This is a genomic window from Agarivorans sp., assembly GCF_050295395.1.
Taxonomy (GTDB): Bacteria; Pseudomonadota; Gammaproteobacteria; order Enterobacterales; family Celerinatantimonadaceae; genus Agarivorans.
In genome coordinates this window covers 26,550-39,722 of the sequence record NZ_JBNKPP010000283.1, presented here as the reverse complement: position 1 = coordinate 39,722, position 13,173 = coordinate 26,550, and the positions used below count along the sequence as shown (strand labels likewise).

The following is a 13,173-nucleotide window of genomic DNA, read 5'->3' as shown; positions in this document are numbered from 1 at the left end:
ACGTCCAGCCAAACTATTCGCCGCTTAGCCAAGCTAAATAACACTGATATTACAATAAGTTCCTGCTCACAATTTAAACAAGTAAAACTGGAACTGTGAGAGATCTCGCGTTATTGTCAGCGCGCTAACAAACTAATAAAAAATAAATCAAACCATCAGCAGGGAAAGTGATGAAAAAAATCTTATGCAGCTTAGCACTGCTGCACTTTGGTGTTCAGGCAACACCATTTAGCGATAATGTGCTAAACGACATTTACAATGGGCAGCCCAATGGCATTCCTACCGCCAACGATCATAATGATGGCGTGCCAGACCTATTTGACGCAGCCAACTTATTGCTAGGAACCAGCTATACCAGCAATGCCGATTTAGACGCACGTTTTGTGGCAGAAGACCAAGTTTTTGTTGGTCAAGGCCAACATAACATTGCCTTAATTGGTTTAACCGCGGGCAATTACAATACCTTAGGCGTGTACACCGACTTGGGCCAAGGGCAGAACAAACAAGTATTATTGCCCTCCGATCCACAGTTTGGTTTTACTGGTGATGGTTCGGCGGCGAATCCCTTCAAAGGCGCGGCCTTCGATATCGTCGGTGAATTTGCTTGGTATTTAGAACAGGGCGGCCCCTACAACCACACCACCTTCTATTCGGAAAACCAGCTCAATGACGGTTGGGATCATATGATGACCTTTGCCATGCCGGAATTAAACGGTCAAAACACCTTCCTCGATATCGATAATCAAGTGGTGGATTACCAATTTACCAATGCCTTTTTAATTGGTTGGGAAGACCTTCCCTACGGCTATCAAAACCCGGGTATTTTAGGTGACGATGACTACGATGACATGCTCTACCTAGTTGATTTTAGACCCACTAGCCTACCTAGTAGCATTCCCGAGCCAGCCAGCGCTTGGTTATTGGCCGCAGGTTTAGTGGGCTTGGGCCTACGCCGACGTAAAAAGCAAGGCCGGTTCAAGGCCTAAACCAATATACAGCAGGCTTAGGCCTGCTGCTTACTCATGGCGCGCTTGGCGCACCGTTTCACCAGGCTTAATCGCACGAATCACCTTGGCAGGGTTACCCGCCACCAATACCCCTGGAGGCACGTCTTTACTAACAATCGCTCCAGCTGCCACCACCGAACCAGCACCTATAGTGACACCCGCTAATACCACCGCATGTCCGCCAATCCAGACATCATCACCAATGGTAATGGGGGCGGGGTAATCAATCACCTCACGCTCTCCCTGAGCATTGAGATAGGTTTTGCGCAGCTCAGGGTCTAGGGCATGATTAATCGAAAACAAACTCACATTGGGGGCAATCATCACCCGATGGCCAATGCTGATTTTGCCTGAGTTAACCAAGGTAAAGTTGGTATTAATGAAGACATCGTCGCCAATAAACACGGTATCGCCATAATCCACGGTGAGTGGTGGACAAATTTCAATGTTGTTGCCCACTTCAGCAAACAACTCTTTGGCTAACTGTTCTCGCTCACTAAACTGCTCGGGTAGGGTTTGATTAAAGCGATGGGTAATTTGCCGCGTTCGCAGTCGCCGCTCAGATAAATCGTGATCCCAGCGATTAAAACTTAAGCCGGCCATCATTCGTTCAAAATGCTCGCTCATTTGTTTCTCTTAGTCATGCGTTTTCAGCACTGTGCCGCGAAATTTGCCGGCGATCTAGCTGCTAGCTGGCATAAACCACAAATCACAAACCCAGAAGTAAACAAAGTAAATCAAAGCACAGCGCAATAGCGCTAAACGCTCGCTTTGTGCTAAGTTTCCAGCCACTCATCGGTAAAGAGAGCAATATGTGATTCAGCACTTGCAACAGGGCCAAGGTTTTTTGCTTAACGCCACCAGCTATGATCGGCAGGGGCGAGCACATATCCAACTCTACTTAGCCAGTGAACAAGGTCCGTTACGTTTAGACATCAGTGACCAGCAACCGCTGTTTTTTGTGCTGAGTAGTGAGCTACCCGCAGCACTGCAAGCGCTAACTAAGCCACCCGTTCGCTATCAAGACTTGCCTTTAAAAACCTTTCAGCAGCAAGCCGTAAGCGCGCTTTACTTCACCACTATAGAGCAACACCAACAAGCCGCTAAACGCTTACAACAAAGCGGTTTTAGCTGCTTTGAACACGATATAAAGCTACATGAGCGCTTTCTCACCGAGCGCTTTTGTTACGGCAGTCTCTCTTACCAGGGCCAACTTAAACCGCACAGCCATTTTCCTTGCCTGCAACAGGTAAAAATTAAAGCCTGTCAGTACGCCCCCTCATTGTCGGTCTTGTCCTTAGACATCGAGTGTAGTGAGCAAGGCCAACTGTATTCGATTGGTTTAGCTACAAAAGACTACCAACGGGTATTGATGATAGGCCAAGAGCAAGCTGCCAGCACCCCAATTAGCTGGGTAAGCAATGAATACGCCCTGCTCAAGCTGCTAGAACAAGAATTTGCAAAACTCGATCCGGACATCATAATTGGTTGGAATGTGATCAATTTCGATTTTCGGCTACTCGCCAAACGCGCCGCTTTACATGGTATTAAGCTTCTACTGGGGCGGGAACAAAGTCAGCTACGCTGGCGGGAACGTAGTGATAACCCGCAAAACGGCTTTGTCAGTCTTCCAGGGCGGGTGGTGGTTGATGGAATAGATGCGCTAAAATCCGCGACCTACCAATTTGACAGTTTTAGCCTAGAGCATGTGGCCCAGCAGCTTTTACAACGCGGCAAGTTAGTCGATGAAGTAAGCGATAGAATGGCTGAAATCACTCACAACTTTAACCATGATAAGCCACAGTTAGCCGCCTATAATCTTGAAGACTGTCAATTGGTGCTGGATATTTTCCAGCATACGCAAATTCTCGACTACCTGTGTTTACGCAGCCAACTTACCGGACTGATGCTAGATAGAAGCGGCGGCTCGGTGGCCGCCTTTACCAATGTCTATTTACCCAAGTTGCACCGCGCCGGTTACATAGCGCCTAACCTAAGCAGAGATTTTATTGCCGATAGCCCTGGCGGTTACGTGATGAGTTCCAAGCCAGGCTTATATCACAACGTATTGGTGCTAGATTTTAAAAGCCTTTACCCTTCGATCATTCGCACCTTTAAAGTGGACCCGCTCGGATTGGTGGAAGGCTTGGCAGAGCCAGAACAAGCCATTGAAGGCTTTCGTGGAGGAAAATTTAGCCGCAACAAACACTTTCTACCCGACATTATTGAACAGCTCTGGCAGCAACGCGATCAAGCCAAGGCCAACCACGACAAGGCGCGTTCTCAGGCGATAAAGATCTTAATGAACAGCTTTTATGGGGTATTGGGCTCCACCGGTTGTCGCTTTCACGATCCACGCCTTGCCAGTTCTATCACCATGCGCGGCCACCAGCTAATGCAACAAACAGCAGAATGGATCCGCCAACAGGGCCACGAGGTTATTTATGGTGATACCGACTCCACCTTTGTTTGGCTTAACCAACAACTTAGCGCTGACCAAGCACAACAAATAGGCCAACAGCTGGCCGCTGGTATTAATCGATATTGGCGAGAGAAGCTGGCGACTGAAATGCAACTAGAGAGTTACTTAGAAATTGAGTTTGAAACCCATTTTTCACGCTTCTTAATGCCCACTATTCGCGGCTCGGAAACCGGTAGTAAAAAGCGCTATGCCGGTTTGGATTCCCACAACAAACTGATAATTAAAGGCTTAGAAACGGTGCGCTCAGATTGGACCGAATTAGCCAAACGCTTTCAAACCGGCTTATTAGAGCGGGTCTTTAGCGACCAAAATCCACGCGCCTTTGTGCTGGAAACCATTGCTAAGTTATTAGAGGGAGAGTACGACTCACAACTGGTTTACCGTAAACGCTTACGACGCAATCTAGCCGACTACGTAAAAAATGTGCCACCGCAAGTGAAGGCCGCGCGATTGGCCGACCAGCAAAACCAAGCACTAGGTAAAACTCTGCAGTACCAGAACAAAGGCACGATTGACTACCTAATCACCTTAAATGGTCCAGAACCGCTTGCCTACCAACATAGCCACATCGATTATCAACATTATTTAGATAAACAACTGCGCCCCATTGCCGATGCCATTCTGCCTTTTGTGAATTTAGACTTCGAACAAATCAGCTCAGCCCAACTCGGATTGTTTTAAGCAAGAAAGTTAAATTTTGCTCAAGCCATGGCTATTTATATGGCGGTTTCAGCACAAAAACCCAACATAAGTCACTTTTATCAAATAAATATCCTTTTCCTATTAGAACTAGGGTAATTAATGTGGATACTAAAAATAATCAACAAACATAGTAATAATCAAATCTACTAAAAAGAAGGGCGAGAAGGGGATAATAATGGCTTTTATATCAATTGGAGCACGAATATTATTGCTGGTATTAATGCTGGGTAGCGTATTTAGCTTCTCACACACTACCCAATCATCATTAGCGCAATCTTGCTCAAGTTTAACCAGCGATAAACCTGCTTAATTAGTTACAACGGCTTTCCAACAATGGATTAGCAACAAATAACATCACCGAGCGAGCCGCGACGGTTACCGTTGCAGTGTCTAGTGGAGGAGCGGTTTTAAAGTCAAAAATATCGGCAGGTGGTTTCGCCGCTGTATCGACCAGCTTAAACCAGTGACCTTCAATTACTGGCACTTCAAATTCCAAGTCTTCCCAATAAGCGTTAAACACCATGTACATTCTATCCTTAGAATAAGGGTCGAGTAGGGTTAAAGCTATCGAATGACTGTCTTCAGACCAATCTGCTTGTCCTGGTTTCACCCCATGCCACTCAATATTGGCGTCATGAATTACATCGGACAGACTGAGGTGAATTTTTTCTTCCAATACATCGTCAAAACGACGTAACTTAATCAGTTCTCTAACAAAACGCAGCAAGTCTTGGTTTTTATCCACCAAATTCCAGTCAAACCAAGATATTTCGTTGTCTTGGCAATAGGCGTTGTTATTACCCTGTTGAGTGCGTTTCACCTCGTCACCCATGGTAATCATTGGCGTACCTAAAGATAACAGCAAAGTAGCAAAGAAATTCTTCATTTGCTGCTCACGCAATTCATTCACTTTAGGGTTTAAGGTTGGCCCTTCAACACCGTGGTTATAACTGATGTTGTGGTTATCCCCGTCACGGTTATTTTCACCGTTATCTAGATTGTGTTTGTCGTTATAGCTGACTAAATCATTCAGGGTAAAACCATCGTGGGCGGTAACTAAGTTAATAGAGCGCTGTGGCGAATGGTTATCTTTGTAATACAGATCGGGGCTGCCCAATAGGCGTGAACCAAATCTGCCAGTAACGCCATTGTCACCGCGGAAGAAAGAGCGTACATCATCACGGAATTTACCATTCCATTCATTCCAGCGGTCACCCACAAAATCGCCAACCTGGTAAAGACCAGCGGCATCCCAAGCCTCGGCTATGATTTTAGTACCCGCCAAAGCAGGATCGGAATCGATGGACCAAAGCAATGGTGGATCTTTCATAACATTGCCTTGCGAGTCTCGCGCCAATACCGATGCAAGATCAAAGCGGAAGCCGTCAACATGCATTTCATTAGCCCAAAAGCGCAATGAATCGCGGATCATCTTACGCATTACCGAATGATTGGCATTACAGGTATTGCCACAGCCCGAGTAATTGCTATACCAACGTTTTTCGTTTTCTAGAGTGTAGTAGGCATCGTTTTGCAGACCCTTCATGCTTAAAGTTGGGCCATCGTGTCCACCTTCAGCGGTATGATTAAATACCACATCCAGAATCACTTCTATGCCCGCTTTATGTAGCTCACGCACCATCACCCTAAACTCGTTATAGGCACCACACACGCTTTTATCGGAGCTATAGGCAGTATGCGGAGAGAAGAAGTTTACCGGACTATAACCCCAGTAATTTTGCTTACCCAGAGGAGCATCTTGAATATCAAATTGCTGCACCGGCATTAACTCAATGGCGGTAACACCAAGTTCTTTCAAGTAAGGAATTTTTTCTATCACCCCCGCGTAAGTGCCGCGTTTATGTTCTGGCACTCCCGATGAAGGATGTTTAGTGAAACCGGCCACATGCATTTCATAAATCACGGTATCTTGCAGAGAACGCTTGATAGGGCGAGTGCCTTGCCAATCAAAACCACGCAAATCCACTACCGCGCCTTTAACACATTGATCGATATTGACATGACCGTGTCGAGCCGCCACTTGACGTAGATAATTATCGGGAAAATGCGTCATCTTGGCATAAGGGTCTAACAATACCTTGCTGGGATCGAAACGTAAGCCACGTTCAGGTTGCCACGGGCCATCTACCTGAAAACCGTACAAAGTACCTACTTCTAAGTCTTCGACAAAGATATGCCAATAATGATCGGTACGATTGAACTGAGAATGAAATGGAATTTGTGCGAAAGGTTTACGCGAGTTAACTTCTTTAAATAAGAGCAGCGTAACTGCTGTAGCGTTTTTTGAGAAAATACTAAAGTTGACGCCCGAACCTTGATAGGTTGCGCCAAGTGGAAAGGCGCTACCCGCTTGAGTTTTAATGGTCATATACTGTGCTGTCTTTATAAATGCTGAATGTTGAGATATGAGCCTATTACTTGGCTCTTTTCGCTACAGTCTATCAGTAATAAAGCTTGGCACAGTATATTTATTTATGCTTTAAGATTTAAAATTTAACCGAAATTGAATGGGAACGTCCGCTAACTTGGCGTTTACGTCGACAATGTTGTGCCCCTAATTGGTCTAGCTCTGTCACCTCATCAGGTAGCATCAATGATAATAATTGTTGCAGTTTATCTTGGTCAGATAATACGTTGGCAATGGTTTGGCTAGTCTTTGAACGGAACATATCATACCCCTAATATTAATACCTATTAAGGGGTATGCAGCTACAGTGCCAACCCGACAAAAAACTAATTTTTCTTTATTATTCAGCCAGTTGTTTTCTTGCTTTAATCGGATTGGCATACATGGCAAGCAATTGAGATCGGACCTCTGCACTAATATCGCCAGTTTTCGCCTCAAAATAGCGCTTGGCTTGAGCAATATCTTTATCCGTTAGGTCTTCTGGAAGCTCATTGCCCAAGGCTATCCAATTGGTTGGCATTAATTGATAGTTACCAATAATGGCTTTATCTAAGGCTTCAGCGACTTCTTTGGCATTCTCAAATGAGGCATTTAAGGGCTTCGCAAAATGTACGTGGACTCGCCCTTTTTGACCAACAATGCCACGAGAAATACTGTAAATGTCTTCGTGCTCTTGCTTTAGGTACTCTCCATGCTGATTTTGCGCCACCAATTCATTGGCCTTAGCCACATCACAGGGGTCAAACTCATAAGAAATAGACACAGGCACGATGTTGAGCTGGTTAATGTAATCAGCAAAGCTCTGTTCTTTACTTCTATTTAAAGCCAACATCGAAATCAGTGCGGCATTAGTTTGGTCTAAGCCATCCTTAGCGCGCCCCTCTCGCTGAGCAATCCAAATATGATCGCCAGTTTGCTTAAGAGTATGCTGAATATAAGCCGACAGCTCTTTTGAATTAGCCAGCTTTTCTCGTTTAGCGCTAGCCGAGCGCTTAACAATGAAGCTACGGTTAAGACGCATTAAATCCGATACCCACGGCTTAGTTAATAGGTTATCACCAATGGCGATTTGCACCGTGTCTTGACCATTAATATGCAGCAAGTAGTTCACAAACGCCGGGTCTAAAGCAATATCGCGGTGATTAGAAATAAATAAATGCGGTGTCGATAGATCGAGCGCGTCTAAACCACTAGAGCTTAATTGTGAAGTGGTGGTTTTAATCATATGCGCCATGTAGCGTTCAACTATTAGTTGAAAATCGTACACGCTATTAACCTTTCTCACCTTAAAACGAAGCACACTACGCAGTAGCATGGATAACAGCGACAAAGCCAAGCCTGACACCCGTGGATAACGAAAACGGATTAAGGTAGTGATAAATTCAGAGTCATTGATTAAACGTTGTAAGGTAGGTTTTACTTCAGAGTCTTGATAAGGGCGAATACTGTCGAACTGAGACATAACTTCTCTCGCTATTAAGGAAGCCGCAATTTACCGTTTTATTAAGTTAAAGACAATCATAATGGTTAGTTTTTGAACAAACATTGTGAAGTTTAGCTAGGCCGCTTGGTTCTTTCGCAAAGGCCTGCATCCACGTATACTGAAATTCCGTTTGCTCACGCCAAGATGCATGGAACAACAACGCCGCCAATTACTTGATGCCCCCATCACGCCACTGATCATCCGTAAAGCAAGTCCAAGCTTAGTCGGCATTTTTTCGATCATCTTTTTTAATTTGGTAGACACTTTTTTTGTTGCCATGTTAGGCACTGATGCACTGGCTGGTGTCTCGTTTACTTTCCCTATTACTTTTGCGATTACCAGTATTGCCATGGGTTTGGGGGTTGGCCTTTCTTCACACGTTGGACGCTTATTGGGGGCTCAGCAACAGCAACAAGCCGCGCGCTTAACCAGCCACAGTTTATTATTCAGCTTGTTGTTGATTATCGGCATCGCCAGCCTAGGCTATTTCAGTATTTTCCCTCTATTTAGTTACTTGGGTGCAGAGCTACCGGTCATGCCATATATCGAACAATACATGCAAATCTGGTATCTGTCGGTTCCCTTGTTGGTGATTCCCATGGTCGGCAATAGTGCAATTAGAGCCAGTGGAGACACTAAAACTCCCAGCATAGTTATGCTGGTGGCTGGCATGGTCAACGGCATTCTCGATCCGCTACTTATTTTTGGCTTAGGCCCTTTTCCTGCCATGGGTGTACAAGGCGCGGCATTAGCCACCGCCATCGCTTGGTTATTAACCTTCTTGATAGCCTTGTATATGCTTAAGTTTAAGCTTGGCTTATTACGCCTAGAGTGCTGCTCCTTAGTGCAATTATTACGCTCTTGGCAAAAACTGCTGAGCATTGCTATTCCAGCGGTGTTCTCGCAACTGCTCACGCCTATTGCTACAGCGCTCACCTTTGTTATTTTGGCTAAAGCAGGCACAGCTACGGTGGCCGCCTATGGTTTTGCCACCCGCGTTGAAGCTTTGTTATTTATAGGGGTGATGGCGATTAACTCGGTGATCCCCATGTTGGTGGGGCAAAATGTAGGCGCAGGCCAAGCACAACGCGCCCAACAAGTGGTGCATCATGGGATCCGTCTAGCCGTTATTTGGCAACTGATATTAGCTCTGGTCATGTATTTATTAGCACCACTGATCAGCCACAGCTTAAACCACGATGCCGAAGTCGCAGAACTTAGTCAGTATTACCTGCAATTGGTGCCGTTTTGTTATGGAATGATGGCTGTGCCTTTACTATTAGCACAGACGCTAAATGCCTTGGCCAAGCCTATGCATGCCATGGTAATTAATCTAGTGCGTCTATTTGGTTTTATGCTGCCCGCCATTTTCTTAGGGGCATTATCCGGAAGCAGTAAGGTAATCTTCCTCGCCATTATTATTGCGCATACCTTAGCCGGATTAGCGAGCTTAGTTTTGCTGGCCTACCTAATGAGGCAGCAGTTATGGTGGCGTCATCAACAGTAAAAAGGGCGACACCTAAGTGTCGCCCTTTTGTACGTCATCAAGCTCAGTCCTTAAACTTTAGTTGCTCCTTGCAATCCTTATGACTGTGCACACCGTCCTTAGCGTTTCCTCTTCCCATTTCCTTTGGGCTATCCTTTAGCCTTCTATGGCATAAGTGTTCTTCCTAAACACTTGCTCTCTCCATCCTGGAGGTATCCCTTTACTTCTTCCTGAAGCTGTTAGGTAATTGCTTAGCGCTGCTTGCGCTGAGTTCCTAAGCTCATCAACCTTGATAAGCTTGTTCGTCCTAAACAGTGCGTCCTATACCCCGGCATCTTGCCTAACTCATCCTGAGCATTGGCTCGTCCTTATGTAATTAACTATAACGCGACTAGCAAAACTTCCCAGAGGGACTCAACAATCAATAATTAGCCATTCTCTAAAAACAACCAACAAAAACAAATAAACGTTTGATATTTAATGGTTATATTTAAATTAATAAAAGCTGTTACTGAAATAATCGCTAACAAATAAGGGCGATCTCTCACAAGAACACTGGCAAATCAAGAAATACAAAAAAGCCAAGCAGCAAGATAAAAAGTTATAAAAACAAAACTTACTTATATAAAAAATCAAGAGGGTGGTAAAAAAGCTTACTTAACACAATAAATGCCTAATAATTTCCAGCTTCGGCTAGCGCACCTAGGCCACTGGCCATCATAACCAATGTTCACTGAGCATTAAGTGTTTGTGCTTAAAAAAGAAAAGGGTGACACCTAAGTGTCACCCTTCGAATAGTCATATCGCTCATATCCGTGAACGTTAGTTGCTCCCTGCAATCCTTTTGACTCTATACACTATTCCTTAGTGTGTCCTCTTCCCAATTCCTTTGAGCTGTCCTTTAGCCTTCTGTGGCATAAGTGTTCTTCCTAAACACTTGCTCTCTCCATCCTGGAGGTATCCCTTTACTTCTTCCTGAAGCCGCTCGGTAATCGCTTTAGCACTCCTGTGCCAACATCCTCAACTTATCTACCCTGATAAGCCTGCTCATCCTGAGCTTTGCGTCCTAATTACCCTAGCATCCTAGCTAGCAATTCTTCCTGAATCTCGCTTCGTCCTGATGAGAAATACTTTACGCTTAAACACCAAGGATCCTAGTAGATAGAAACAAAATAAAATTAGGTAACATCAAATGAAAAATCTTAAAAAGCAGTAACCCTTTGATTTTATTTGTTTAAATATTTATTCAACGAGAATTAAAACAGGTTTATCTGCTCAATAGAATGGTCGATCTCTTACAAAACGCTGGGCGAAGAAGGAAGATAAGCGTCTAGCCTATTCAATAAATTCTATACAAAATATCGTAGAAAGGCTGGATACAACATGGAATGTGCGGGTTTAAGCCAAATAAAAGCCTAGCTAATGTTGCTAGGCTTAGAAAAAGGTCGGGGCGACACTTACGTGTCGCCCCTAGTAGTCATATCGCTCAATTCCGTGAACGGGTAGTTGCTCCCTGCAATCCTTTTTGACTGTGTTACTACGTCCTGTAGTTATCCTTTTCTCAAATCCTTTGAGCTGTCCTTTAGCCTTCTATGGCATAACCGGTCTTCCATACCAGTTGCACGTCTCCTTCCTGGGAGGTGTCCTTTACTACATCCTGTAGTTATCCTTTCAGCTCCTGCTACGTTTGTCATCCTGATAAACGTCAGTGCCTCCGTGCACAAACAACTATACGGAAACTAAATTTGATAAAAAGCTGTGAAAACAAAAAAGTTTCATTATTTTTAGAGAAAAAACAGAAAAAAAACATAAATAAATGAAATATAAGAAAATATTATAAAAACAACTGCACTGGATGGTGCTTTTTACTCACAAGCTTGTAAGAGATATCTCACAAAGCATCGCGACATTTGTAGCGATCAGCGATTTTTAGACAACTTGGGCAACGATAGGTGATAACGAATTGCCACCAAACGAATCAGCAAGGCAGTAATAATACAGGCGCTACTGGCAAAACTAGCAGATGGTATTAAATACAGCGCCGCCACCCACACCAGACCACCGGCAATACAGGCTGTCGCATAGACTTCTCGTTGTAATACCAAGGGCACTTGATTAGCTAATACGTCGCGGATCATCCCTCCGCCACAAGCGGTAACTACTCCCATGACCACCGCCACGATCATTGGTGCGCCAAAAGCTAAGGCTTTTTCAGCACCAATAGCCATGAATACCGCCATACCTATGGCATCAGCCACCGGCAGTAGCCAGCGTGGCGGGCTAGGGAAATTATTCAGTAATAAAATCGAAAGCAAACTGGTAGTGACAATAAGCCAGATATAAAGGCTGTTTTCGACCCAAAATACTGGGCTGGCACCTAAGGCCATATCGCGAATAGTGCCGCCACCAATAGCGGTTACACAGGCCAGAACTAAGGCACCAAATAAGTCCATTCTACGTCGGCTGGCCACCAGCACACCAGAAATGGCAAATACGGCGGTACCAAACAAATCCAGACTATAAATAATGGTGTTAGCCAAAGTGCACTCCTCAAAAAAATAGGCGGCAATTAGACACCATCAACCAGCAATATGATAGAGGAATAAATCAAAAAAAAGCCGAAGCCTAAAGCTTCGGCTTAGTGAAAAATCAGGATGATTAATCGTAAATGGTAGGAATGGCTTGGCGCTTATGCTGAGTACGCTGATAAATACCAATCAGTTTTTGCTCAACCTCGGCAGCCACTGGTTTACCTTCCAAGAAATCATCAATTTGATCGTAACTCACACCCAAGGCCACTTCATCTGGCAGCTGTGGACGATCTTCTTCCAAATCGGCGGTGGGAGCCTTACCAATTAGCTTCTCTGGTGCACCTAAATAAGCCGCTACTTGACGAACCTGACGTTTATTCAAACCAAAAATAGGCACTAAATCACAAGCACCGTCACCATGTTTAGTATAAAAACCAGTGAGGTTTTCTGCAGAGTGGTCGGTACCTATCACTAGGCCCCCGGTTAAACCGGCAATTTCATATTGAGCAATCATTCGCATTCGAGCTTTAACATTACCTTTGGCAAAATCCACCGCAGCCTGCTCGGGTAGATTTAAACCCGCATCTTGTAGGCTTTGGCAGGCACTACTATGTAAGCCTTCGGTACCATCTTTAATATTGGTCGTTACAATATGTGAGGGTTTAATAAAACCTAAGGCCAGCTGCGCATCTTCTTCGTCTTTTTGCTCACCAAAGGGTAAACGCATGGCAATAAAGCGATAGTCATTACTATTGGTTTCACTATTCAGCTGCTCTACCGCTAACTGGGCCAAACGGCCAGTCGTAGTCGAGTCAACTCCACCACTAATGCCTAAGATTAATGTTTTCAATCCTGCTTGTTGTAAGCGTGTCTTAATAAACGCTATTCGACGTGTTACTTCAAATTCTGGATCAATTTCTGGCAAAACCTTCATTTCGGCCAAGATTGCCTGTTTCATTCTGTCCCCCCAACACAAATAATATTCCCTACAACGCAATGTACTTGAGAGACAAAAAAAAACCAAGGGACAAGCCGATTTACATATACTTAAATC

The 13,173-nt window shown here is 44.5% G+C and carries 9 protein-coding genes; 3 read left to right on the top strand and 6 right to left on the bottom strand.

Annotated elements, in window-relative coordinates; translation table 11 throughout:
* The first annotated feature begins 170 nt into the window (after nt 1-170).
* Complete coding sequence (locus ACQY6Q_RS16900) at nt 171-986, top strand: PEP-CTERM sorting domain-containing protein (RefSeq protein ID WP_427983268.1); 816 nt, start codon at nt 171-173, stop codon at nt 984-986.
* Nucleotides 987-1,016: 30 nt separating this feature from the next.
* Here the strand turns inward: ACQY6Q_RS16900 and ACQY6Q_RS16895 are convergent, their stop codons facing one another.
* Entirely contained in the window at nt 1,017-1,634 is a 618-nt protein-coding gene (locus ACQY6Q_RS16895; protein WP_427983267.1) for a sugar O-acetyltransferase, read from the bottom strand.
* Nucleotides 1,635-1,821: 187 nt separating this feature from the next.
* Between ACQY6Q_RS16895 and ACQY6Q_RS16890 the strand changes: the two genes are divergently transcribed.
* The gene (locus tag ACQY6Q_RS16890) at nt 1,822-4,170 is read left to right on the top strand and encodes a DNA polymerase II (RefSeq protein ID WP_427983266.1); all 2,349 of its coding nucleotides are present in this window, start codon (nt 1,822-1,824) and stop codon (nt 4,168-4,170) included.
* Between the two features lie 331 nt (nt 4,171-4,501).
* Here ACQY6Q_RS16890 and glgX read toward each other — a convergent pair whose 3' ends face one another.
* From glgX to ACQY6Q_RS16875, 3 genes are all read right to left on the bottom strand, one after another.
* The gene (gene glgX / locus ACQY6Q_RS16885) at nt 4,502-6,580 is read right to left on the bottom strand and encodes a glycogen debranching protein GlgX (protein ID WP_427983264.1); all 2,079 of its coding nucleotides are present in this window, start codon (nt 6,578-6,580) and stop codon (nt 4,502-4,504) included.
* 118 nt (nt 6,581-6,698) lie between these two features.
* On the bottom strand, nt 6,699-6,881 hold the full coding sequence (locus tag ACQY6Q_RS16880; protein WP_427983263.1) for a hypothetical protein: 183 nt from the start codon (nt 6,879-6,881) through the stop codon (nt 6,699-6,701).
* Between the two features lie 78 nt (nt 6,882-6,959).
* Nucleotides 6,960-8,081 (bottom strand): 1-acyl-sn-glycerol-3-phosphate acyltransferase, encoded by a 1,122-nt coding sequence (locus ACQY6Q_RS16875; RefSeq protein WP_427983261.1) that lies wholly within the window; start codon nt 8,079-8,081, stop codon nt 6,960-6,962.
* 169 nt (nt 8,082-8,250) lie between these two features.
* Here ACQY6Q_RS16875 and ACQY6Q_RS16870 point away from each other — a divergent pair, with 169 nt between their 5' ends.
* Entirely contained in the window at nt 8,251-9,609 is a 1,359-nt protein-coding gene (locus ACQY6Q_RS16870) for an MATE family efflux transporter (protein ID WP_427983260.1), read from the top strand.
* 1,898 nt (nt 9,610-11,507) lie between these two features.
* Here ACQY6Q_RS16870 and ACQY6Q_RS16865 read toward each other — a convergent pair.
* Nucleotides 11,508-12,128 carry a trimeric intracellular cation channel family protein gene (locus ACQY6Q_RS16865; protein WP_427983258.1) on the bottom strand — a complete coding sequence of 207 codons (621 nt, stop codon included), beginning with the start codon at nt 12,126-12,128 and terminating at the stop codon, nt 11,508-11,510.
* Nucleotides 12,129-12,246: 118 nt separating this feature from the next.
* Complete coding sequence (nadE, locus tag ACQY6Q_RS16860; protein ID WP_427983257.1) at nt 12,247-13,077, bottom strand: ammonia-dependent NAD(+) synthetase; 831 nt, start codon at nt 13,075-13,077, stop codon at nt 12,247-12,249.
* Nucleotides 13,078-13,173 lie beyond the last annotated feature (96 nt).